This window comes from Clostridium thermopalmarium DSM 5974 (assembly GCF_002995795.1).
Taxonomy (GTDB): Bacteria; Bacillota; Clostridia; order Clostridiales; family Clostridiaceae; genus Clostridium_H; species Clostridium_H thermopalmarium.
Genome location: NZ_PVXN01000009.1, coordinates 32,009 through 57,058, shown reverse-complemented (window position 1 = coordinate 57,058; position 25,050 = coordinate 32,009). Strand labels below are relative to the sequence as shown.

At 29.2% G+C, this 25,050-nt stretch carries 23 protein-coding genes and 1 pseudogene; 7 read left to right on the top strand and 17 right to left on the bottom strand.

Going from position 1 to position 25,050, the window contains the following annotated elements:
• Positions 1–74 precede the first annotated feature (74 nt).
• The 7 genes from CPAL_RS02050 to CPAL_RS02020 form a co-directional block, all read right to left on the bottom strand.
• Positions 75–1,103 (bottom strand): AI-2E family transporter, encoded by a 1,029-nt coding sequence (locus CPAL_RS02050; RefSeq protein ID WP_061857540.1) that lies wholly within the window; start codon positions 1,101–1,103, stop codon positions 75–77.
• Positions 1,096–1,593, bottom strand: coding sequence for a PRC-barrel domain-containing protein (locus CPAL_RS02045; RefSeq protein ID WP_082787812.1), 498 nt, complete (start codon positions 1,591–1,593; stop codon positions 1,096–1,098). The genes CPAL_RS02050 and CPAL_RS02045 overlap by 8 nt, the downstream gene beginning before the upstream one ends.
• Before the next feature lie 140 nt (positions 1,594–1,733).
• Entirely contained in the window at positions 1,734–2,162 is a 429-nt protein-coding gene (gene nifU / locus CPAL_RS02040) for a Fe-S cluster assembly scaffold protein NifU (protein WP_061857541.1), read from the bottom strand.
• A 1-nt stretch (position 2,163) separates the two neighbouring features.
• Positions 2,164–3,354 carry a cysteine desulfurase NifS gene (gene nifS / locus CPAL_RS02035; RefSeq protein ID WP_061857542.1) on the bottom strand — a complete coding sequence of 397 codons (1,191 nt, stop codon included), beginning with the start codon at positions 3,352–3,354 and terminating at the stop codon, positions 2,164–2,166.
• Positions 3,347–3,784 carry an RrF2 family transcriptional regulator gene (locus tag CPAL_RS02030; RefSeq protein WP_061857543.1) on the bottom strand — a complete coding sequence of 146 codons (438 nt, stop codon included), beginning with the start codon at positions 3,782–3,784 and terminating at the stop codon, positions 3,347–3,349. The genes nifS and CPAL_RS02030 overlap by 8 nt, the downstream gene beginning before the upstream one ends.
• Positions 3,785–3,868: 84 nt before the next feature.
• Positions 3,869–5,131, bottom strand: a complete 1,263-nt coding sequence (locus CPAL_RS02025) for a replication-associated recombination protein A (protein ID WP_061857544.1) — start codon at positions 5,129–5,131, stop codon at positions 3,869–3,871.
• A gap of 102 nt (positions 5,132–5,233) precedes the next feature.
• Positions 5,234–6,463 carry an EAL domain-containing protein gene (locus CPAL_RS02020; protein WP_061857545.1) on the bottom strand — a complete coding sequence of 410 codons (1,230 nt, stop codon included), beginning with the start codon at positions 6,461–6,463 and terminating at the stop codon, positions 5,234–5,236.
• Positions 6,464–6,667: 204 nt separating this feature from the next.
• Between CPAL_RS02020 and CPAL_RS02015 the strand changes: the two genes are divergently transcribed.
• Positions 6,668–7,744, top strand: coding sequence for an NAD(P)H-dependent flavin oxidoreductase (locus CPAL_RS02015; protein WP_061857546.1), 1,077 nt, complete (start codon positions 6,668–6,670; stop codon positions 7,742–7,744).
• 55 nt (positions 7,745–7,799) lie between these two features.
• On the opposite strand, the gene CPAL_RS02010 is transcribed toward CPAL_RS02015, so the two are convergent.
• Entirely contained in the window at positions 7,800–9,959 is a 2,160-nt protein-coding gene (locus tag CPAL_RS02010; RefSeq protein ID WP_061857547.1) for a type IA DNA topoisomerase, read from the bottom strand.
• 190 nt (positions 9,960–10,149) lie between these two features.
• On the opposite strand from CPAL_RS02010, the pseudogene truA reads away from it, so the two are divergent.
• Positions 10,150–10,888: pseudogene (gene truA, locus CPAL_RS02005) on the top strand (tRNA pseudouridine(38-40) synthase TruA).
• 21 nt (positions 10,889–10,909) lie between these two features.
• On the opposite strand, the gene CPAL_RS02000 reads toward truA, so the two are convergent.
• Together CPAL_RS02000 and trhA are read right to left on the bottom strand one after the other, a co-directional pair.
• Positions 10,910–11,257 carry a thioredoxin family protein gene (locus tag CPAL_RS02000; protein WP_061857549.1) on the bottom strand — a complete coding sequence of 116 codons (348 nt, stop codon included), beginning with the start codon at positions 11,255–11,257 and terminating at the stop codon, positions 10,910–10,912.
• 85 nt (positions 11,258–11,342) lie between these two features.
• A complete protein-coding gene (gene trhA / locus CPAL_RS01995) occupies positions 11,343–11,993 on the bottom strand; it encodes a PAQR family membrane homeostasis protein TrhA (protein WP_420535954.1) in 651 nt (216 codons plus the stop codon).
• Between the two features lie 318 nt (positions 11,994–12,311).
• On the opposite strand from trhA, the gene CPAL_RS01990 reads away from it, so the two are divergent.
• On the top strand, positions 12,312–12,914 hold the full coding sequence (locus CPAL_RS01990; RefSeq protein WP_061857550.1) for a DUF1836 domain-containing protein: 603 nt from the start codon (positions 12,312–12,314) through the stop codon (positions 12,912–12,914).
• 73 nt (positions 12,915–12,987) lie between these two features.
• Here CPAL_RS01990 and CPAL_RS01985 read toward each other — a convergent pair whose 3' ends face one another.
• Positions 12,988–14,058 carry an undecaprenyldiphospho-muramoylpentapeptide beta-N-acetylglucosaminyltransferase gene (locus tag CPAL_RS01985; protein WP_106024008.1) on the bottom strand — a complete coding sequence of 357 codons (1,071 nt, stop codon included), beginning with the start codon at positions 14,056–14,058 and terminating at the stop codon, positions 12,988–12,990.
• A gap of 282 nt (positions 14,059–14,340) precedes the next feature.
• On the opposite strand from CPAL_RS01985, the gene CPAL_RS01980 reads away from it, so the two are divergent.
• A complete protein-coding gene (locus CPAL_RS01980; RefSeq protein ID WP_061857551.1) occupies positions 14,341–14,538 on the top strand; it encodes an alpha/beta-type small acid-soluble spore protein in 198 nt (65 codons plus the stop codon).
• Between the two features lie 59 nt (positions 14,539–14,597).
• On the opposite strand, the gene CPAL_RS01975 is transcribed toward CPAL_RS01980, so the two are convergent.
• On the bottom strand, positions 14,598–16,208 hold the full coding sequence (locus CPAL_RS01975) for a PAS domain-containing sensor histidine kinase (RefSeq protein WP_061857552.1): 1,611 nt from the start codon (positions 16,206–16,208) through the stop codon (positions 14,598–14,600).
• 133 nt (positions 16,209–16,341) lie between these two features.
• Positions 16,342–18,114, bottom strand: a complete 1,773-nt coding sequence (gene recJ / locus CPAL_RS01970) for a single-stranded-DNA-specific exonuclease RecJ (RefSeq protein ID WP_423237156.1) — start codon at positions 18,112–18,114, stop codon at positions 16,342–16,344.
• Between the two features lie 72 nt (positions 18,115–18,186).
• Here recJ and CPAL_RS01965 point away from each other — a divergent pair, with 72 nt between their 5' ends.
• Complete coding sequence (locus CPAL_RS01965; protein WP_106024006.1) at positions 18,187–19,005, top strand: TIM barrel protein; 819 nt, start codon at positions 18,187–18,189, stop codon at positions 19,003–19,005.
• 446 nt (positions 19,006–19,451) lie between these two features.
• The gene (locus CPAL_RS01960; protein WP_106024005.1) at positions 19,452–20,033 is read left to right on the top strand and encodes a flavin reductase family protein; all 582 of its coding nucleotides are present in this window, start codon (positions 19,452–19,454) and stop codon (positions 20,031–20,033) included.
• A gap of 35 nt (positions 20,034–20,068) precedes the next feature.
• Here CPAL_RS01960 and CPAL_RS01955 read toward each other — a convergent pair whose 3' ends face one another.
• The 4 genes from CPAL_RS01955 to CPAL_RS01940 form a co-directional block, all read right to left on the bottom strand.
• The gene (locus CPAL_RS01955) at positions 20,069–20,281 is read right to left on the bottom strand and encodes a CopZ family metallochaperone (RefSeq protein ID WP_106024004.1); all 213 of its coding nucleotides are present in this window, start codon (positions 20,279–20,281) and stop codon (positions 20,069–20,071) included.
• A gap of 49 nt (positions 20,282–20,330) precedes the next feature.
• Positions 20,331–22,778 carry a heavy metal translocating P-type ATPase gene (locus CPAL_RS01950; RefSeq protein WP_106024003.1) on the bottom strand — a complete coding sequence of 816 codons (2,448 nt, stop codon included), beginning with the start codon at positions 22,776–22,778 and terminating at the stop codon, positions 20,331–20,333.
• Positions 22,779–22,794: 16 nt separating this feature from the next.
• Positions 22,795–23,058 (bottom strand): metal-sensing transcriptional repressor, encoded by a 264-nt coding sequence (locus tag CPAL_RS01945; protein WP_061857558.1) that lies wholly within the window; start codon positions 23,056–23,058, stop codon positions 22,795–22,797.
• A 200-nt stretch (positions 23,059–23,258) separates the two neighbouring features.
• Positions 23,259–24,473 (bottom strand): M16 family metallopeptidase, encoded by a 1,215-nt coding sequence (locus CPAL_RS01940; protein ID WP_061857559.1) that lies wholly within the window; start codon positions 24,471–24,473, stop codon positions 23,259–23,261.
• A 108-nt stretch (positions 24,474–24,581) separates the two neighbouring features.
• Here CPAL_RS01940 and CPAL_RS01935 point away from each other — a divergent pair, with 108 nt between their 5' ends.
• Positions 24,582–25,013, top strand: a complete 432-nt coding sequence (locus CPAL_RS01935) for a GtrA family protein (protein WP_082787814.1) — start codon at positions 24,582–24,584, stop codon at positions 25,011–25,013.
• The last annotated feature ends 37 nt before the right edge of the window (positions 25,014–25,050 follow it).

Sequence of the window (25,050 nt, the reverse complement as noted above, 5' to 3'; positions counted from 1 at the left end):
TTAATAAAAGACATTTTGATTATATGAAAAAATACTATTTATGTCAATACAGTACAAAAGCATGAATTAAACAGTCAAAATAAATAATAATTTAAATCTTCATATATTACCTTTATTATAACTCCTATTGGTACAGCTAATATCATGCCTAAAAATCCTCCAATTTCACCTCCTAGAAGAAGTATTATTATTACTCCTAATGGATGCATACTAACGCTATCTCCTGTTATCTTAGGCGAAATGATATTCCCCTCTAATAATTGAATAAGATATAACCATATAAGCGTGTATAGACCTAACTTAGGCGATTCTATGAGGGCAACAATTACAGCTGGTATCATACCAATAATAGGACCAAAATAAGGTATTATATTAAATGCTCCGTTTAATATAGAAAGAATTAGAGGAAATCTAACTTTTAATATGAGTAATACAATAAATGTTAATATCCCCACCAAAAGGCATAACATAAACTGCCCTATAATATACCTTCCTAGAATCTTATCTATGTCTTTATTTATTCTTTTAATTATTTTTCTAGCTTTTATAGGGCATAAAAGCAATACTTTGCTTTCTATATATTCACTATCACAAAGAAAATAGTATGTTATTATGGGCACTACTACAAATGCTAGTGCATTTTCTCCAAGGTTTGCCGTATATTCTAGCATATTGTCAAATACTTTAATTAAATACCTATTTAATTTTTTATATACAGTATTCAAAACTCCATAGACTATCTTATTATTCCTCAATAACCTTAATTTCATATGAAAACTTGTTGCATATTCTTCAAATTCCTTCAAACTGTCTGTAAAACTTAAACCTTCTTTAAATATAGAAGGTATTAAGACTATAAAAATTAGAAGAACAAATAATAGAACTCCTATTATTAGTGTAAGAGCTGCCCCCTTAGAATTAATACCTTTTTTTATTAACAGAGAGTACATAGGTTTCAGAGTATATGCCAATATAAATGAGAACACAATTAAAACTAGTATTTCTTTTATTGCTTCTATTCTTAAAATAAAAATAATACAGATTATAATTACAAAACTAAATAATATTATTGTTAAGGATTTATTTTTTAGTATATTATTCATTGCTATCTACTTCCATTAGTTTATGAGGTACAGTCCTAAAAACCATATTATTACCTTCTTTAAAATATAATATATTTTTATTTCCAAGTATAAGTTCTTTTATAAGATATATTTGCTTTCCATATATAAGGTTTCGAATAAATCCAGTTGAAACTATAAGACCATTTATTTTAAAATCTTCATTATTAAAAATAATATCTTCTACCATTCCAATTATATCACCTTTGTTATTTACTACATCCATACCTTTAAAATCTGAAAGTTTTAGTTCACATTCTTCACTAATTTCGCTAATTACCATATTATTATTAAAACTTATAATATTTTCTTTTCTAACAGTATAGTCTTTCTTTAATAATCTAGTGGATGAAATAGAAAATCCAGTTATATACCCTTTATTGAAATCAATCAGTATATCCTTAATAAAACCAATCTTTTTTCCGCTTATATCCATAACCTCCATTAGCATAAAATCTTTACTTCTATACATAAAAAACCCCTCATATCTTATATCAACTTAAAACTACTTCTCTGCATATACCTATGTTTCCCACTTAATCCAAAAAATATTCAAAAGTGCTGAATAACTTATACTGTACGTTATCCAGCACTTAACCCTTAATCTTTTATTTAGTTTCCATGAACATGTTCATGAATATGTTCAGAATGGCTTTTAGTTTCCCAAGGCTCAAGTCCTTGTCTAATTCTATAATCATTTATAGCCTTGTGTATTGCTTCCTCAGCTAATACTGAGCAATGCATTTTTACTGGTGGAAGACCATCTAAAGCTTCTGCTACAGCCTTATTTGTTAAATTCCAAGCTTCTTCAACAGTTTTTCCCTTCACTAATTCTGTTGCCATACTTGAAGATGCTATAGCAGATCCACATCCAAATGTCTTAAACTTTATATCTTTAACTATATTATCTTCAATCTTTAAATATATCTTCATAATATCTCCACACTGTGGATTTCCAACTTCTCCAATACCATTTGCGTCTTCAATTTCTCCAACATTTCTTGGATTTCTAAAATGATCCATTACTTTTTCGCTGTACATATTATCTTTCTCCTTTCTCTTTTAAGAAGGCCTCCCAATATGGGGACATCTCTCTTCTTCTTTCTATTATCTTAGGAAGTTCTCTTATAACATATTCTACTTCTTCCTCAGTTGTTTTCTCACCTAAAGACAATCTTAGAGAACCGTGTGCTACGCCGTGATCTAGTCCTATAGCAAGTAATACATGAGAAGCTTCTAAATCACCTGATGCACACGCACTTCCTGTTGAAGCATATATTCCTTTGTCATCTAAATCTAGTAATAGGGTCTCTCCTTCTATACCTATAAAGCTCATATTTACATTACTTGGAAGTCTTTTATCTCCAGTTGGACCATTTAACTTTGTATATGGTATTTTTTCTGTAAGTTCTTTTATTAATCTATCTCTAAGAGCAGATAATCTTTTTCCTTCTTCGTCCATATTTGAAATTGCAAGTTCAATAGCTTTACCTATACCAACTATTCCAGGTACATTTTCCGTACTTCCTCTCTTGCTTCTTTCTTGACCGCCACCATGTATTAAATTCTCAATTTTGATTCCACGCCTTATATAAAGAGCTCCTACTCCTTTAGGTCCGTAAAATTTATGAGCTGCCATAGAAAGTAAATCTATATTCATTTCCTTTACATCTATAGGCACATGCCCTACTGCTTGAACAGCATCTGTATGGAATAATACTTTCTTTTCTCTACAAACAGCTCCTATTTCTTTTATAGGTTGAATTGTACCAATCTCATTATTAGCGAACATGATAGAAACTAGTATAGTCTTATCTGTAATAGCTGCTCTAACATCTTCAGGATTTACAAATCCATATTCGTCTACAGGCAAATAAGTTACCTCAAACCCATTTCTTTCCAAAAACTTGCATGTATTAATAATGGCATGATGTTCTATAGCTGAAGTAATTATATGATTTCCTTTATCCTTTTTAGCAAAAGCTACTCCTTTAATAGCCCAGTTGTCAGCTTCAGAACCACCACTTGTAAAGTATATTTCGTTAGCATCAGCATTTATAGCCTTTGCTACTCTCTCTCGCGCTACACTGATTGCTTTTTTGTTATTATCAGAAAGAGTGTAAAGAGAGGATGGGTTACCAAAGCTTTCAGTAAAATAAGGAAGCATTTCTTCTAAAACTTCAGGCTTTGTGTATGTAGTTGCTGAATAATCCATATAAATTTTGTTATTCATGATTTTCACTCCTGTTCATTATCATATTATTATAATCGTCTGCCATATCCTGTAATGTAATAGAGTTTGTTACATCGTCTATACTCTTTTTTATCTTTTCCCATAGAAGCCTGGTTGGGCAAATATCCATATTATCGCATTCAGCTTTATCTAAACAAGATGATATTTCTATAGGTCCTTCTAATACATTTATTATATCTGCAACAGTAATATCTTTTGGAGGTCTATTTAAAACATATCCTCCTTGTGCTCCTCTTATACTTTTTATAAGTTTTGCTCTTCTAAGCGGTGCGAAAAGTTGTTCTAGGTAAAACTCTGATAGATTTTGCCTCTCCGCTATACTCTTTATAGAAACAGGGTTTCCACCATATCGTATTGCTAAATCAACCATAGCTTTGACCCCATATCTTCCTTTTGTAGATAACTTCATTTAATCACTCCTTAATCCCGAGTGTTCTACTTTGATTTCATGAATATAATATCAAACCCGAGTGTATTTGTCAACATTGATTCTTCATTTTTCCTCATAATATGTTTTTTTCCCCATTTCCCTTGGAAAATATTCTTGCTCAACATAATGTCCAGGATAATCATGAGGATATTTATATCCAATATTACCCAAATCCTCTGCACCCTTATAATGATTATCTCGAAGATGATGAGGAACCCTATACTGATAAATCTTAGCATCTGATATTGCTTTATCTACGGCTAAAAGTACAGAATTAGATTTTGGTGCCTTAGCAAGATATATTATAGCCTGAGCTATTGGAATTCTTGCTTCTGGCATTCCAACAGTTTCAAGAGCATTTGATGCAGCATGAGCAATAAGCATGGCTCTAGGATCTGCCATTCCTATGTCCTCTGAAGCATGGATTATTAATCTCCTTACAATAAATCTAGGATCTTCTCCTCCTTCTATCATTCTTCCAAACCAATATAGAGCAGCATCGGCATCAGAGCCTCTAATACTTTTTATAAAAGCAGAAATAATATCATAATGATTATCTCCACTAGAATCATAGTTAACCACAGGCTTTTGTATACATTCTTTTATCGTTTCTTTGTCTATGTCAATAATGCCGTCTTTGTTCTTATTTGTAGATAATACTGCTAGTTCTAAAGTATTAAGGCTATTTCTCGCATCTCCACCAGACAGTTCTGCTATAAGTCCTAAGCTTTCTTTATCAATATTTATCTTTAAACTTCCATATCCTCTTTCCTTATCTTTTAAAGCATTTTCTAGTATTTTAACAATCTGCTCTTTATTGAGGGATTCCAGTTGAAATATTTTTGATCTGCTTAAAAGTGCTCTATTTATTTCAAAATAAGGATTTTCAGTGGTTGCACCAACTAGAATTACAGTTCCCTTTTCCACTGCGTCTAAAAGCGAATCCTGCTGAGAGCCTTTTTTAAGTGCATGAATTTCATCAATAAAAAATATTGTTCTTTTACTATACAACTTCAAAAGTTCCTCTGCTTTATTTATGTAATCTCTTATTTCCTTGACTCCTATAGATGTAGCATTTAGTTTTACAAATTCACTTTTAGTCTCTAAAGATATAATATGTGCTAATGTAGTTTTCCCAACTCCTGGCGGTCCATATAAAATTATAGATGTTAAATTATCAGTTTCTATAAGCCTTCTCAACAATCTTCCTTTTCCAACTATACTATCCTGCCCAAAAAATTCATTTAAATTTCTAGGCCTCATTTTCTCAGCTAATGGTTTTTTAACAGTATTATTTTTACTTAGTGCAAGATCAAATAAGTCCATTTTTACTCCTACCTTCTCGCATAAAATTTATATAATAAGCCTATAAGTTAGTATAGAATATAACTTATATTAATAGGTATTAACTGTGCTTTACATAAATTTTTATAAATCTATATACTTAGGATTAAAATCTATACATAGTATATATTCCCTACCATCTATATTTTTAAAAACGGAAGATATTGTTATGCACAAGTTTCCAGTAGCCAAAGAAACATACGGTTCTGTAACATACTTATTTAATGCCATGTTTCTAAGAAAATAGTAATATTTCTTAAGAGAATGGTCTGTTCCTTGTTTAGCAGGATAAAATATCAACGCTTTCTGAGAAATCATATTTTTACAGTAAGTAAAAGTGTCTGTAACCTGTATTCCATTCTCATCCAATACGTATATACATTCGAATACATCGCATCTATCTATAACTCTTTTTAGCTTAGAATCGAATTCATTTTCACTGCTATTAGATAGTTCTCTTAAAACTTCATTTATAATATTTTCATATAATCTATATCTACTTTTCTCTAAATTTGTCTTATATATCATATAAGTTTTATATTCTATTGATAGACTTTTTAATTTTTCTCTAACTCTATATACAAACTCTTCATTTATAGTAGATAGTCCAAAAAATCTTCCTTCTATCATATCTGCTCCTAATTCCATCACAGTTAAGGCTTCCTCTTTTGTCTCAATTCCATCTCCAATAACCAATGCTCCAATATTTTTAGATAGATTTACTAGAGCCTTGAATACTTCCTGCTTATAATAGTCTAAATCTATGTTATTCGTTATAGCACCGCTTATTTTTATAATATCAGGTTCTACATAAGAAATCTTGTCTAAATTAGCTAAGCCATAACCTATATCGCTTAAAGAAACAATAAATCCGTGGCTCCTATAAAAATTTATAAATTTTTTTATGCTTTCAACATCTTCTATTTTATCTTCAACTATCTCTAAAACTACATTTTGAGGATTTAATTTAAATGCATTAATAAGCTCCATTATTATTCCTGAACCAATAAATCTTGTTATTATTGATGCACTTATATTTAAAAATAACAACATCTCTCTATTTTCATAATATATCTTTGAAAAACTTTCAACGGCTTTTTCTCTATAAAGCCTATCTAATTCAATTGTCATATCTTCACTTTTTGCAAGTTCTAATAATTTACACATAGAAATTTGTTTTCCGCCTATAGTACAACCATTACTTGAAGCTTGAAATCCTATAATTGATTGTTTAATAACAGATGCTACAGGTTCAAATTTAATCTCTAAATTTTTATTTTTTATTATATCCTTTATATCAATTTGTTCTTTCATTAATGCAAACACATCCTTTTCAATATATGTTTCATGGAATATATAAATCTAATATATATCAAATTTATCCTATAGATAATAATATTTCAACATTTTTTTATATACAAGGCATTTTTATTGACATACAAAATTATATAGAATATACTTTGATTATCAAACATTTTGTCATTCAAAGCATCTAAATATTTTAAAGGAGTCGATATTATGAATTTACCACCCTTAAAGTTAGGTGAATTAATAGCAAGAGTTCCAATTATTCAAGGTGGCATGGGTGTTGGAGTATCTGGTTCAAGTTTAGCTTCTGCTGTAGCAAATGCTGGCGGAATAGGCGTTATATCAGCAGTTCAAATAGGTTTTAAAGAAGATGATTTTGAGCTAAATCCCAAACAAGCTAACATAAGAGCTTTGAAAAGTGAAATTAAAAAAGCTAGAGAGTTAAGTCCTCAGGGAATTTTAGGAGTAAATATTATGGTAGCCGCAAATGATTATGAAGATTTAGTAAAAACAGCAGTAGAAGAAAATATAGATTTAATCATATGTGGCGCTGGTCTTCCTTCAACCCTACCTAAACTTATAAAAGACTCTAAAACAAAAATCGCACCTATTGTATCCTCTGGCAGGGCAGCCTTAGTTATTTCAAAACTTTGGATTAGAAAATTTAATTATATACCGGATTTAATAATTGTTGAAGGTCCTAATGCTGGAGGCCATCTCGGATTTTCAAAAGAAGAATTAACTTTTAATAAACATCTAGATATCTCCTCTATAACAAAAGATGTACTAAAAGTAACTAAAGACTTAGAAAAAGAGTACGGTAGGCATATACCCGTAGTTGCTGCTGGTGGAATTTTTGATGGAAAAGATATTGTAAACATGATAAAATTAGGAGCTGAAGGTGTTCAGATGGGCACAAGATTTGTAGCTACGGAAGAATGTGATGCTCACATTAACTTCAAAAAAGCCTATATTTCTGCATCAAAAGATGATATTGTTTTAATTAAAAGCCCAGTAGGTATGCCTGGAAGAGCACTAAACAATAAATTTGCACAACTTGTAAAAGATTCTTCTATTCCAGTAACCAAATGTTACAATTGCTTAAAACCCTGCAATCCTAAAGAAACTCCTTACTGCATATCTAAAGCATTGATAGATGCTGTAAAAGGAGATATTGAAAACGGATTAGTTTTTTCAGGTTCAAATTCTTATAAAATAAATAAAATATGTACCGTCAAAGAATTGATTTGCGAGCTAGCTGAAGAAGCTAATAAACTTCTCGATTAAAAAGCACCAAGCTGTTTAAACTAGCAGCTTGGTGCTTTTTATTATTTTATGTTCATTACTTTATAAATTCTATCCTCCATTTATAATATCCAGTCTTACCTTCTTTCTCATATCTAAAATATGCTGAAAAAACATTTCCTTTTTTACTCTTAAGATTCCTAAATCCTACTTTCCCGTTTTTTAGAAGAATTTTAACCATTTCCTTGGTGACCTTTTTCCCAAAAGACTCTATGTACTTATCGTTCTTCCATACAGCAAATTTACAACCATTCTTCCAATTACTACATCCAAAAGCTTTTGTACTTTCTATCACTGGATTCCCACAATTAGGACAGCTTCCTAAACTTTCTACGCCTTTTGGAAGCTGTACCTTAAAATTATTTATAGCATATGTATCATTTTTTATAGACTCTACTGCACTTATAGTAAAATCTTTAATCAACTTTAAAAAATCCTCTTTCTTAACTTTTCCTTTCTCTATATCCGATAAAGTTTTCTCTAGTCTACCTGTATACTCTAAATCCAAAAGTTCCTTCACAGGAAATATTTCAACAATAGTTCTCCCAAGTTCTGTGCAAGTAAGGCTTTTTCCTTTAGCTTGTATATATCCTATCTCCTTCAACTTTTTAATGATTTCTGCCCTCGTTGCTGGAGTGCCTATGCTAAATCCACTTAATATAGATGCCATAATCTCCTCTGAATCTTCTTCATCTTTAAAACTTTTCCCGCAAGTCTCCATTACTCTTAATAGAGTCTTTTCTGTATGATGTTTTGGAGGTTTTTTAGTTATTGAGTTTACTTTATTATCTATTACATCAACCATATCTTTTTCCTTAACCATGGGAAGTATAGTGTCCTTAGTATCTATTTTTTCTACAGCACGCCATCCTTCAATTATTTGAACCTTCCCTTTGGATACAAATATACCTTTTAATTCTTCGTGAAAAACTTTAATAGTAATTTTTGTTTCTTCAAATTCTGCAATAGGCATAAACTGCATTATAAATCTGTTTTTTATTGCCTCATATACTATATGTTCATCTTTGCTTAATCCTGTTGGCTTTATATAAGTGGGCATTATAGCACTATGACTTTCTACTTTAGAATTATCAAATATTCTTTTGCTTTTTATAAATTTAATATCCTTTTCATAGGGTAAACCTTTCTTTAAAACATCTAGTACTCTTTTTGCTCTTTCTTCTAAACTTTCCTCTAAAGCAACACTTCCTGTTCTAGGATAAGTTATAAACTTTTTTTCATATAAAGATTGTGCAATCTTTAGCACCTTATCGGATGTCCAGCCCTTATATTTACTAGTAATATATCCTTGAAGGTTTGACAAGTTAAATAATAAAGGAGGATATTCTTTCTTTTTTTCTGTTTTCTTTAATACTATTTCGCCTGTTTTTCCCACTAATATTTTGCTGATTCTATTAAGATAATCTTTATTTTCAAATTTCTCCGAATCATTTTCATAATATGTTCCTTGAAATTCCTCATTATTTTTAGCTTTAAAATTTGCTACTAGTTTATAATAAGTTGTAGCCTTAAAATTTTCTATCTCTTTATCTCTATCATATATTATTTTAAGTGTTGGAAGTAGTACTCTTCCTATGTTAAGTATTTTATCTTTATTTAACTTATATTTTAATGTGGCTACAGAGGTTAAGTTAATTCCTATAATCCAGTCTGCCAACTGTCTTCCCATTCCAGCATCTTGAAGGTGTTTCATTTCTTGATTATTCTTTAATTGTTTCATTCCTTTTTTAACTTCTTCTGGAGTCCATTCATTCAACAATAGTCTATATATAGGTTTTTTTACTTGAAAATATAAAAATAATTCATCAGAAATTAATTGCCCCTCTCGATCATAGTCCGTGGCAGAAATAATTCCATCTACATCTTCCCTATTTATTAAGCTGTTAATTATATTAATCTGTTTTTCTGCCCCTTTATCTGAAACATTCTTATTTCTAGTATCTTGTTTTATCTTATATTTAAATTCCTGTGGCATAAATGGAAATTTATCAAGTTTCCAAGTTTTCATACTTTCATCATAGTCTTTTGCATCAAATAATTGCAATAAATGCCCAAAAGCCCAGGTTATTAAATAATCACTTCCTTCAAAATATCCATTTTTTCTTGTTTTTATATTTAAAGCATCTGCAATATTTCTAGCAACTGATGGCTTTTCAGCAATTATAACTTTTTTCAAAACATCAACTCCCAATACTTTACATTTGTTCAATAAGTACTAATTATAGAAGATTAAATTAATTTTATCAAGTTATACACTTTATTTATTAGAAGTTTATGTGAAATTTGCTTATAATAAATTTGATTATTCCTTTATTATAAATTAAAATAATCAAATATAAAAATATAATTATTTCAAGGTGAGGACTATGAGAAATATAAAATTAACTATACAATATGATGGAACTAAATATAAAGGATGGCAAAGACTTGGAAATGAGAATAATACCATTCAAGGTAAGATAGAAAAAGTATTAGGCAAAATCACTGGAGAAAATATAGAACTTATAGGTTCTGGAAGAACCGATGCAGGAGTTCATGCCTATAATCAAATAGCAAACTTCAAAACCAATAGTAATATATCTAATGAAAAGCTTCTAGAAGATTGCTATAAGTTTCTTCCTTTAGATATAGTTATAAAAAAGGCAGAGGATGTTGATGACAGATTTCATGCCAGATATAACGCTCTTGAAAAAATATACACTTATAAAATATATAATGACAGTACTCATGATGTTTTTAAAAGAAAATATTCCTATCATGTTAAAGAAGAATTAAACATTGAAAAAATGAGAGAATCTGCTTTTGTTTTTATAGGTAAACATGACTTTAAAAGCTTTACTGCTCTAAAATCTAAAAAGAAGTCTACTGTTAGAGAAATATATTCCATATAATATAATAAAAAATAATGCTGACATAGATATAGTATTTAGGGGAAATGGATTCTTATACAAAATGGTAAGGATCTTGGCAGGAACACTGATTGAGGCAGGACTAGGTAAAATAACTCCAGAAGATATAAAAAATATAATGGAACAAAAAGATCGCTCTATGGCTCCTCCTACCGCCCCTGCTCATGGATTGTTTTTAAGCGAAGTCATTTACTAATAAAAATGTGCAGCATTTTTATTAAATGAAGGCGCCATAGACGCCTTCATTTAGCATATAATAATATCTTCTTATACTGCTTTCGAGTTCATTTATACTTATAAATCTAGCTTTTCTAATAACTTCTTTGCTTTCAATATAAAAAATTATTGCTGGTACTGTAAACACAGAGAATTCCCCACAAGCTTCTGTAATCTCATCTATGTCTATTCTCCTGAAAATTATATTAGGATATCTGAGTAACATTTCCTTCACTTTAGGCAATAACGCATGACATACTGCACAACTTCCCGTTGAAATATATAATAAAGCTAATGAATTCTCCTTTATAAAACTTCTTACTTCTTCTATAGAATTTAATTTATCCATAATAATTCACTTCTTTCATTCTATTTTTTCATTATATGTCAAAATAATATTGTAATATAAAAAAATCAGTAATGAAACTGCCCTCTTATAAAACATATCTAAATACCATGAAGTAATGACAAAAGCTTCCTGCTAGAACAAATAAATGAAATATTTCATGAAAGCCAAAAAGTTTTGATTTAAATTTAGGCCACTTTGTAGCGTATATTAATGCACCTATAGTATAAAATATTCCTCCCAAAAACAGATAGACAAGTCCTTGTACTGCCATAGCTTTCGAAAGAGGTGAAACAATAAATACTGCAAGCCAGCCCAATAATATATAAAACAAGGTTGATAGCCATCTTGGGGCATTAAACCATATCATTTTAAATGCTATTCCTAACAATGCAGAGCTCCATATACCTATGAACATTCCCCATCTTAAATACCCATGTAAAGATATTAAGCATATAGGTGTATAGGTTCCGGCTATCAAAATGTAAATCATAGAATGGTCAAGTTTCCTTAATGTCTTAATAACTTTATCAGAAGACTTTATTAAATGATATACTGTACTAGCTGTATAAAGAAGTATCAGACTCAACCCAAACATAGTTACTGCCAGAAAAGCCAAAGGTGTAGCACTTGGAATTGTAGCTTCATATTTTATAAGTGAAACCATTCCAAAAATGGACGCTACCGCTCCAAATAAATGCGTTAATCCACTAACTGGTTCTCTAAATTTATTAATCATTCCTATCACTCCATTTCATAATATGTATATTTATTTTATTGCAATCAAAAATATATAACGTAGTTTTTAATACTAAATCATCTTGTATTGTTATTTTATCACAATATCTCATGAATTATAACCTTTATATCTAGTTATTTTCACCAAATTCTTATTATATTATTAGAACTTTATGGATTAATACTAATTTTACTTCTATTATCTATTTATTCTTTTATATCACTAATATTTTCATATGTAGTCTTAAATACTTCATATTGAAATGGTAGTATACTTATGTTAGAATTTTAATTAATTATATGGTTGGGAGTGCTTGAAATGGAATTAGATAAAAAAGAAATAAACTCACTATTAGAAAAAATATTTTTATATGAAAATATCCGACTTTCAGATATTCCAGATTTGGATTTATATATGGATCAAGTTATAACCCTTTTTAATGACAAATTATCTCATTCAAAGAGAAATGATAATGATAAAATACTTACAAAAACAATGATAAATAATTACACTAAAGCAAAAATACTTATACCTCCTAATAAAAAAAAATATAGTAAAACCCATATTATTTTGCTTATTCTTATATATTATTTAAAACAAAGTCTGTCTATTAGCGATATTTATTTGTTATTTAAAGATGTAATTGAAACCTTAGAATCTGATGAAAATGCACACTTAGAAATTCAAAAAATATACCAGTCTTTCTTAAATATAAAAAAAGACCAAACAGACAAAATATATGAAAGTCTATCTGAAAAAATGGATATTATCCATAATAATACTCAAGAATTAAATTCATCAAATATGAAATCTGAAAAAATGCTTATTACAGTATTAGCCTTAATAAATGAGGCAAATATTTTAAAACGCTTAGCAGAAAAGATTATTGATGATTTTTTTGCAAACTCTGACTTTAAATAAGTTATATTATAAATATAGAAAAAGCTAAAAATAAGAAAAGCGAAATCTTATTTTTAGCTTTTTCTTATAAATATTAAATTGTATATTGTTTTATCAAATTTATTATTTCATCTACTCCATTTTTTACAGAACTTTTATTCATATTCTTAATATATATATCTTTTTCTTTAAGCAATTTATCTACACTTTCTATGAGGGAATCTCCTGTGAGATTTTCCTCTTCAAGCACCATACTATATCCACTTTTCTCAAAAGATCTAGCATTTAATATTTGATCTCCTCTGCTAGCTTTTGCAGATAATGGTATAAGCAAATTAGGCTTTTTAAGTGCTAACAATTCAAAAATTACATTGGCACCCGCTCTTGATATAAATATGTCTGCTGCAGCCATTAAATGAGGTAATTCTTCACTTACATACTCAAATTGTTTATAACCTTTTTTGGAACAAAGGCTGTCGTCTAAATTACCTTTTCCACATATATGAATTATATTGTATTGTTTTAAAAATACATTAATCTTTTTTCTTACAGCATCATTAATAATTTTAGAACCAAGACTGCCTCCTATTATCATAAGAATAGGTTTTTCGTCATGAAACCCACATATTTGTCTTCCCTTTAATTTACTTCCCTTAAGAATTTCTTCCCTTATGGGAGTACCTGTAACAACTCCTTTATTACCTTTAATATGTTTTATTGATTCAGGAAAGGTTACACAAACCTTTGTAGAAAAAGGAACTGATATTTTATTTGCAAGCCCTGGCGTAATATCTGATTCATGGATAATTACCGGTACTCTATTCAAATAAGCTCCAATTACTACTGGAACAGATACAAATCCTCCTTTTGAAAATACTACATTGGGCTTCTCATGTCTTATTATATTAAAAGCTTGAAAAACCCCCTTTAATACCCTAAATGGATCTGAAAGATTTTTTAGATCCATATATCTTCTTAACTTTCCACTTGAAATTATATGGTATTTCAATCCTTCTTCTTGTATAATTTTTCTTTCTATTCCCTTCTCCGTCCCTATATATTGGATTTCATATCCCAATTCTAAAAGCTTAGGTATAAGCGCCAGATTAGGAGTAACGTGACCAGCAGAACCTCCTCCAGTCATAATAACTTTATATTTTTTCACGAGATCATCTCCTAACTCATTACTAAAAAACATAAAAAATTATATTTCAAAATCAATAAATTTCAAAATAATAAATTTAATATATTTAATTTTAAAACTTTCCTTATTAATTTTCTATTATAGATTATAGGTTGTCAACAAAAAAATTACAACCAACCTCCTTTTTTCTATTATAAGTACAAACTTGAACTTGTACCTCTAACCTACTAATATATTATTCTTAAAAAAGGTTAAGATACTAATGTAACACAAATAAGCCATATAAAAAAGGAGGAATTTAAAATGGCAAGAAATAATAGAGCTTTAGTACCTGAAGCTAGAGAAGGATTAAATAGATTTAAAATGGAAGCTGCTAATGCAGTGGGAGTTCCTTTAAAGAATGGTTATAATGGAGATTTAACTGCAAGACAGGCAGGTTCAATTGGCGGACAAATGGTTAAAACTATGATAGAACATTATGAAAGAAACAATCTACAATAATTAAATAGAAAATAGAATGTATTACAATTAAGGATAGGTAGAAAATCTGCCTATCCTCTTTAATTAATATCTGAGAACTCCAAATCTACCTTATTATTTATATTAGATTCTTGCCTGTAAGGACATCTCTCATTTTGCCAATTTTTATGCTTGACATTAAATATAACAATAAATTCAGTTCCTTCACCTAATTTGCTTTTTACTTTTATATCTCCCTTCATAAGTTCAACAAACTTTTTTACAAGAGATAATCCAAGACCTGTACCTTGAGAATTATTCGAAAGAGGATTTGGTACTTGCACAAATCTATCAAATATATTTTCTAATTTTTCTTTTGGAATCCCTATCCCTTCATCCTTGACCTTAACCTTTATATAATTTTCCTCAATAATAGTAGTAATCATTACACTTTTACCTTTAGGAGTAAATTTAATAGCATTAGACAATAGATTTAATATAATTTTTTCATATTTGTCCTTATCTAAATTTACTACAGCTTCCTCTTTTGTAGTATCAAAAATTAAATTTACTCCTTTGCTTTTAGCATAAAAATTTGCAGAATCTATTAAGTTTTCAGTTACAGAAACCACATCAAAAAAAGAATTGTCTATATTCAAAAATCCGGCTTCTGCTTTAGAAATATCTAATATATTATTTATAAGCTTTAATAATATTCTACAATTTTGATTAACTTTAGATAATATTTTCTCTATATTTGAACTAATCTCTTTTCTATAAATATCATTAGCTAATTGAACAGAACTTTGAATTATAGTAAGAGGAGTTCTTAGTTCATGAGAAATCATATTAAAAAATTCATCTTTGCTTTTAGACATCTTTTCTAATTCCTTTGTTTGTATTTCTAACTTTATTTCATTATTTTTTAATTCAGTTACATCTTTCATAGTTATTATTGTATTTACAACCCTTTTATTTTCATCCAACACTAAGTTCCAATTTAATTCTATATACTTAAAATCATTTTTCAATTTATCTCTTAGCTTTATTATAAAATTATGTATAGGATTTAAATTCAAGGAATGTGTATTATATAATTCTTGTAAACTTTTTTTGGTATCTTGAAAGTTGTTTTCATCTATATATTTAAAAAAGTCTTGGACATTTTCTATTTGATTTAGAGTCAAATTGCCCATATCAAAAACTGATCTATTATAAAAATCTAAATTTCCATAACTATCAAAAACTATTAATCCTTCTGACATATTGTGAATTACATTTTTTAAGTGTAGTATATATTCTTTTTCCTTAATTCTTAATCTTTCTAAAATATCACACTTAGTTTTAGTTTCAGACCAAATATTCAGAAACTTATCTCTTTCTGCTTTTATTTTATTTTCTTCATTAATATAATCTGTAACATCATATGTGTATATTTCTAAAGTCTCCTCTTTTGCGTTTATAAAAAAATCTAAGTATTTACCAGGAACTATATTTACCTTTCTTAATTTTTTACTAACTTTATTTTCAAAACATCCTTTTAAAATGTTTTTTATTCTATTAAAACTTGAGTTATTTTCCATAGATTTTTCAAGTTCTTCATCTTGAAATTCAAATATTTTTAAAAATGCAGAGTTTATATATTGAATAGAGAGGTCTAGTCCACTGAAAATTATTACACCAAAAGGTAGTTCGTCATATATTTCATACATATTCAATTTACCTCCAAAGATAATATCTAACATATAAATGTATTCTATATGCCAAGCTTTTTTCCTTCTTTTTCCATTAAGTTTTCACCACAAATAAAAACTCTTCGCAAAATTTTAAACGAAGAGTTTTACTTTATAATGAAAGTCTAAAATCCTTTATTCTAAGCTGTTTATTTCTGTATCCATTAAATTCATTTATGATAGGATAAAAAATTATATCTAACTTTAACCCTGATGGGTTACTTATTATTTTCTCAAATTTATCACCATATTTTTCTTTTATAATTTCTTTAAATTCATCTGCTCTATTAAAGGCTATAGCATCAATTTTTTCCTTATTGTTAATGAAACAACTTAATTTTAGTGTGTTTTGATCTTTCCCTAAAAATTTAATTTCTGAAATAAGTATTCCTTTTTCAGCAAATAAAGGTGCAGAATTTCCTTTTCCAAATGGCTCTAAATCTTCTAAACTATTGATTAATTCCTCATTAACAAATCCTAAAGGAATTCTTTTGTCTATTTTAATTTTAGGCGTTATATCTTCCTTAGTGAGCTTACAGTTTTCATTTAGTCTTTTTCTAAGTATAGGTATATTTTCTTTCTTAATAGATAGTCCAGCAGCCATAGGATGTCCTCCAAACTTATCTATTAAATCTTTACATTTTAAAAGTTCCTCAAATAAATTGTACTCCTCTATTGAACGTCCAGAGCCCTTAGGCATTTCTTTTCCTTTTGTTAATATTATAGTTGGTAAATTAAATTTTTCTTTTATTTTTCCTGCAACAATTCCTGCAATACTCTCGTGAATATCTTCTTTATATATGACTAATACCTTATCATTTTTCAAATCAGAATTTTGTATAATCTGTACAATATCATCTACATTTTTCATTGTCATATCTTGTCTTATCTTATTTAATTCGTATAAAATATTAGCAAGTTCTTTTGCTCTATGTATATCATTTGTGGTAAACAATTCTACAGATAAAGAAGCTGTATCTAATCTTCCTGTAGCATTAATACATGGACCAATCATAAAACCTATATTATAAGATTTGATTTCTTTATCTTTTATACCTAAAACATCCATAAGTGCTTTCAATCCAAGATTTTCAGTATTTTTTATCATTTCTAAAGAATTTTTTGCTATGATTCTATTTTCTCCTATTAAATCCACAACATCGCATATAGTCCCTATCCCAGCTATTTCTATAAATTTATAAGCTTCTTTCTCATCTAAGCCTAATTTTAAATATAAAGCTTGTATAAACTTAAAGGCGATACCTGCACCACATAAAAATTTAAAAGGATAAGAACAATCATACCTTTTGGGATTTATAACAGCATCTGCCTCAGGCATAATATACTCTCTTCCCTCTTCTGTCTCTATAAAAGGCAACTCGTGATGGTCCGTAACCACTACCTGCATTCCTAACTTCTTTGCAAGCTTAACCTCTTCTACAGCACTAATTCCATTATCACAAGTTAATATAACCTCTGCTCCTTCTTCTTTTAATATTTTGATTCTATCTTTGGACATTCCATATCCTTCAGTCTCTCTATCTGGAATATAATACTCTACATTAGCATGTAAATTTAAGAGTCCCTTATAAAGAATAGTTGTACTTGTGACTCCATCCGCGTCATAATCTCCATAAATAATAATTTTCTTACCTTCATCTACAGCATCTAATATTATATCTGTACCTAAATCCATATCACTCATAAGAAACGGATTATGTAAATCATCTAAAGATGCACTCATAAACTTTTTTACTTCTTCTGCATCTTGAATTTTTCTACCTGCTAATATTTTGGCAACTATACTGCTTACACCAGCTTCCTTAGCTAGTTTATTTACATCGCATTTAGTTACTCTAAGTCTCCATTCTGCTTTCACCTTCATCACCTTCTCACAGGTTATTATATCATAGCTTCCATGGATTTTGTGGTATAATCTTCTTTGGAGGTGCTTATAATGGACGCTTTATTATTTGGAATATCAGGTCTTCCTAATGGTGATGGTACAAAAAAATTTACTTACAAATCTGGAATTGAATATTTAAAAGAATTAGGCTTGGACGCAATGGAACTTCCCTTTGTTCGTTCTGTTAATATTACTGACAAAAATAAGAATCAAGTTCTAGATGCTAAGATAAAGAATAATTTTTATCTTTCTGCTCATGGCTCTTACTTTATTAACTTAAATGCAGATGAAGAAGAAAAAATAGATAAGTCCATTGAAAGGATAATAAATGGAGCTGAAGGATTAAAAAAAGTAGAAGGAAAAAGTTTGATTTTCCATCCAGGATTTTATCTTAAGGATAGCAAGGAGGAGACCTTTAACACTATAAAAGAAAATCTTCTAAGATTACCAGACTTAGGTGTAGACTATAGGCTTGAAACTACAGGAAAAGGGACACAATTTGGTTCCCTAGAAGAAAATGTAGCACTTTGCAAATCTGTACCAACATGTAAATTATGTATAGACTTTTCTCATCTTCATGCTAGGTACAACGGTTCATTGAAAACCTATGATGATTTTGCTAAAATTTTAGATTATGTTGGAAACGAACTAGGAGAAAAAAGCCTAAAGGATATGCATATACATATATCTGGAATCAATTATGGAGCTAAAGGTGAAAAAAATCATCTTCCTTTTGAGGAAAGTGATTTCAACTATAAAGACTGTCTTAAAGCTTTTCACAAATTCGATATTAAGGGTTGTATTATATGCGAAAGTCCTATATTAGAAAAAGATGCGTTACTTCTTAAAAATTACTACGAATCACTCTGATGTAGAAGCAGTAGGATTCTTACTTCCTACTGCTTCTATATTTTTATCGTCTTTAGAAATTAAAAAAAACAAGTACTTTCATAACTCGCCTTTTTAATCTATGTATTGGTGAAAGCATATTATTCTTCAACTTCTATTTTGTTATCTTCTAAATTTTCTTGTACTATCACTTTTATATCTTGAAGTTCTCTCAAAATTTTCTCTAATAATTCTAATTCTTTTTTCTCCATAGCATCTCTCTCCCCCTCCCATATTAAATTAATGGATAATTTATAAATTAATTATAGTATCAAATAACATTTTTTTATATAGTGGCATTGAGGGAATTGAGTAAAAATTATGTATAATAAATGTACAATATTGCGTACTTTAAACTTTAGCTGTTATAATTGTTTTATTCATACAACTAATTATAGCATATATAATAAGGTATAAGGAGAGATATAATGACTAAAAAAACTTTTAAAGGTAGTGCTATGCTGAATCCAGTTCCAGCTGTACTTATAACTTCTAAAAACAAAGAAGGAAAAGTTAACGTATTCACCGTAGGATGGATTGGAACTGCTTGTACTAAACCTTCAATGATAAGTGTTGCCATAAGACCTGAAAGATTATCTTATGAATATATAAAAGAAACCTCTGAATTTGTAGTTAATCTTCCTTCTAAAAATCTTGTTAAAGCAGTAGATTTTTGTGGAGTTAGGTCTGGAAGAAATTTAGATAAAGTAAAAAAACTTAATTTTACGTTAAGAGAGAGTGAAAATATTTCTGTTCCCTACATAGATGAGTGTCCCATTTGTCTTGAATGCAAACTAAAAAGTGTCATTCCTTTAGGCTCCCATGATTTATTTTTGGCTGAAGTTTTATCTGTCCATGTTGAAGAAGACCTTATAGACGAAAAAGATAAAATTCATTTTGATAAGGCCGAACTTATTTGCTATTCTCATGGAGAATATTTTGGTCTTTCTAAAAACGCCTTAGGCAGCTTCGGATATTCAGTGAGAAAGAAAAAGAAAAAAAGAAAATGAGAATAGTGAGTTAACCTCTCCTATTCTCATTTTCTTTAAGCTTCTTCAATGCTTAGTACATCATAACCTGCATCTTCTACGGCTGATATCATCTTTGAATCTTCTAAATTTTCACCTTCAACCATAGCGAATTTCTTATCCAAATTAACTTCAACATTCTTTACTCCTTCAACTTCCATAAGAGCATTTTTTACATGCATAACGCAATGATTGCAAGACATTCCGTCAATATTTAATCTTTTTTTCATAATTAAACTCCTCCTTATATTGTATATCTATTTAAATATTTTTAACTTTTTATACATTAGGCTTAAATCCTTTCAACCTTAAAGCATTTGTAAGAACAGATACTGAACTTAAACTCATAGCCCCAGCTGCTATCATAGGATTTAATCTTGGCCCTCCAAAGAGCACCAGGACTCCTGCAGCTATAGGTATTCCAAGAGTATTATACCCAAATGCCCAGAAAAGATTTTGCTTAATATTTCTTATAGTTGCTTTGCTTAACTGAATTGCAGTTACCACATCTAGAATATCATTTTTCATAAGAACTATATCTGCAGATTCTATAGCTACATCTGTACCAGAACCTATAGCAATTCCTACATCAGCTTGGACAAGAGCTGGAGCATCATTTATTCCATCTCCTACCATGGCAACTATATCTCCATTTTCTTGAATTTTTTTTACGTTTTCAGCCTTATCCTCCGGCATAACTTCTGCTAAAACCTCGTCTATACCAGCCTTTTTAGCAATAGCCTCTGCTGTTCTTTTATTATCTCCTGTAATCATTACAGTTCTAATTCCCATTTCATGAAGTTTTTTAATAGCCCTTGTGCTATTTTCTTTTAACACATCAGCTACTGCAATTAAACCTGATAATCTCCCTTCAATGCTTACATACATTAGAGTTTTTCCTTCATTTGTCAAATCTATTGATCGCTTTTCTAGTTCTTCTAGGTACATATTTCTCTCTACCATTAACTTTTTATTTCCTATTAAAACTTTTTTATTATCTACATTTACTTCTATCCCTTTGCCAGGTATAGCCTTAAAAGAAGTTGTATTTAAAACTCTTAGATTTTTTTCCTCTGCATATCTTACTATGGACTCTCCTAATGGATGTTCTGAACCTTTTTCTGCAGAAGCTGCAATTTGGAGTAAATAATCTTCGTTTAGACCATTTAATGAAATTATATCAGTAACCTGAGGTTTTCCTTCCGTTATAGTACCAGTTTTATCGAAAACTACTGTTTTTATCTTATGAGCTGTTTCTAAAGCTTCTCCTCCCTTTATAAGTACTCCATTTTCTGCACCTTTACCAGAACCAACCATAATAGCCGTTGGTGTTGCTAAACCTAAAGCACAAGGACAAGCTATTACAAGAACGGATATAAATATTGTAAGAGAAAAAATTGTTCCTCTACCTGCAATATACCAGCTCAAACCTGATATTATAGCCAGCACTATTACAACTGGTACAAAATACCCAGATATAACATCTGCAAGTCTTGCTATAGGTGCCTTAGATCCTTGAGCATTTTCAACCATTTTTATTATTTGAGAAAGAACTGTATCCTTTCCTACTTTGTTTGCCTTAAATTTAATAAGACCATTTTTATTTATAGTAGCTCCAAATACCTGATCATTTACATTCTTATCAACGGGAATACTCTCACCTGTGAGCATAGATTCGTCTACAGTGGAAGTCCCCTCTATTATGACTCCATCTACCGGTATTTTTTCACCCGGCTTAACTACTATTATATCTCCTACTTCTACTTCTTCTATAGGTATTTCAACTTCTTTTCCGTCTTGAATTATTAAAGCATTTTTAGGAGCAAGTCCCATAAGTTTTTTAATTGTATCTGAAGTTTTACTCTTTGTTTTAGCTTCTAAATATTTTCCCATGAGTATTAGTGTTATTATAGTAGCCGCAGATTCATAATATAAGTCCATAGAATATTTATCGTGTCCTTTGCTTATTTGATAGGTTGCAAATATTCCATATAAAACTGCTGCACTAGTTCCTATGGCTATTAAAGAATCCATATTAGGACTTCCTTTGAATAAGGTTTTAAATCCTATCTTATAAAATCTTCTTCCAGCAGCCAATGATGGAATAACTAAAATAATCTGAATCAAAGCAAAGTTTAAAGGATTATGCATAGGATCTATAATCATTGGAAGATGCATACCTGCCATATGACCCATAGTTATAATTAAAAGTGGTACTGTAAATACAGCAGACACTATGAAGTTAGTCCAAATTTCTTTTATTTCTTTTTCTTTTCTCTCTCTATCTGAATCTATTGAAGTTTCTTCTTCTAAAACCTTATATCCTGCCTTCGTTATAGCCTCTTTTATCTTAGAAAGCCTAATCTTAGATGGATTATATTGAAGATAAAGCTTTTCTGAAGCAAAGTTTACTTCTGATTTCTCTACTCCATTCAGCTTTTTGGTGGCTCTTTCCACTGCTTTTGCACAGGCTGAACAAGTCATTCCACCAATACTTATAGTTACTTCTTTGAGCCCTTTTTCTTCTTCTGCTGAATATCCTGCTTTTTCAATAGCATTTATTATATTTTCTAAAGATGTTAATCTTTCATCATACTTAACGAGAAGTTTTTCTGTTGCAAGATTCACATTTGCCTCACTTACTCCGTCTATCTTTTTAGATGCTCTTTCAACAGCCCTAGCACAAGCTGCACAAGTCATTCCCTTTATGTTAAGAGTTTTTTCCATTAAAACTACCTCCTTATTACTTCATTAGTTTATCCAATACAGATATTATCTCTTCAACTTTTTCTTCCCCTTTATTATGCAAAAAAGCATCTTTAACACAATGATTTAAATGCTGCTTTAAAATCATTGTATTAGCTTTTTTTAGCAGAGCTTGAGAAGCAATTATTTGATTTGAAATATCTATACAATACCTACCTTCTTCTATCATTTTTAATATTCCATCTATTTGACCTTTAGCAGTTTTTAGATATTGTTCTGCTTTCTTCTTTTCTAAATTCATTTCAACCCCCCTCCCCCTGGTGGTGTTATTTCATAATTATATTAATCCATATAGCACTATAAGTCAATATTATTTTGTCCATAAAAATAAAAACTATGTTTACAAAATTTATATTTATTAATTCTGCAAACACAGCCTATTTTTTATAACTTGGAAAGTAGTAAAATTACCATGCACTTTCTTTATACAAAATCAATATTCTATTCTGGTCTTAGTATTTGTATTGTTGGATCTTTCAAAACCTTATTTACCACATTTAATATTTTTTCTTCATTTATATCTCCAATAATTTCCTGAGAAATTATATTATAAGGATTATACATGATCTCATGTGAAGTAATTTTTTTGCAAAGTTCGATGGATCGCTCTACTCTTAATTCTTCTTTAAGTTGTATATTCTTTATTATTTTATTTATAATCTCATTACTAAAAATCCCCTTTAAAGATTTTACATTTTCAATGTTTTTGTTTATAAGTTCTATGGATTTATCTATATTTTTTTCTGAAGTTCCAAGTTTAATAGTAAAGAGCTTTATACCTTTCTCATTTTTTATACTGCTTGATATGTCATAAACCAAACCATTTTTAGTTCTTACTTCATCATAAAGAATACTGCTTGTCCCTTCTCCAAATTTAGAATTAAATACTTTAAGCAAATTTATTTCTTCTTCATTTAAATAGTGTATAGGAAAACAATATTGTATTTTTGCTCCATTCAAGTCTTTTCTTATCTTATTAAAAATTCCTTTATTGTTTGTCTCATATAAAATTTTCCTATGGTTGTTATATTCTTTTTCCCATTTACCAAAGTATTTATCTATTATTTTAATTATTTCTTCATATTCTATAGAAGAGACTACAGTAATTACGCAATTCAATGGTGCATAGTGCTTATTATAAAATCTTTTTATATCCTCTAAGGTTATAGCCTTTATGCTCTCCTCTTTACCTATAATAAGTTCTTTTATTCTCCTTTTATTAAAGGCATTAAAAAAGAGCTCGTCTTCACAATCTTGATATGGATCGTCCTTCCATTCTTTTAGCTCCTCTAAGATTATATCCATTTCTTCTTTAAATCCTTCCTTTGGAAAAATAGGATTTAAAATAATATCTGAATATAATTCAAATCCCTTCTGAAAATCAGACGAAAGAGTAGTTCCATAATATATAGCGTAAGGATAATTAGTCATAGCATTATGAAATCCAAAAACTTCATCACATTCTATATTTATTTCATTTTCATTTCTTTTTTTAGTTCCCTTAAAAAGCATGTGCTCTACTGCATGAGCAAGACCTATTTCTCCTTCTTCTTCAACTAAAGCTCCAGCATTAAAACCTATACAAAATGAAGATAGGTTTCCCTCTCTCTTGACATAATTTACTTTGATTCCATTACTAAATACATATTTTTTCATACAGATTACCTCCAAGGCCTATTTTACTATACTTTTTTCTCTTTAGAAATGTTTCTAATTTTTTCTATAATTATGATATAATTTTATGGATAGATTGGAGGAGTAGGAATGACTTTAAAAACCATAAAGACGCATCAGACACTTATTGAACTGGTTAAATACGGATTAATTGGCGGCAGTAATGTACTTATAAATCTAATAATACTCAATGTTCTGTCTTATTTAACTGGAATATATTCTGGCCCTACAATGTATATATTTTATGGCATATCTTTTGTAGTTTACTCTATTAATGGATACTTTTGGAATAAAAAATTTACTTTTTCCTCTAATAATGGTTCTTATTTTAAATATGCTTCAATTTTAGGAATATCTACTTTTTTAAATTCAACACTTTGTACAATATTTACCACCTTTAATATATTCAACTTCCAAGAAATATTATGGATGAATATTTCAATAATCCTGTCTTCTATAACTGTTGGCATATTAACTTTTATACTAAATAAATGCTTTGTATTTAGAAATAGAACCGAGTAGAGGCATTCTCTTTCCTTACTTGGTTCTATTTCTAAGC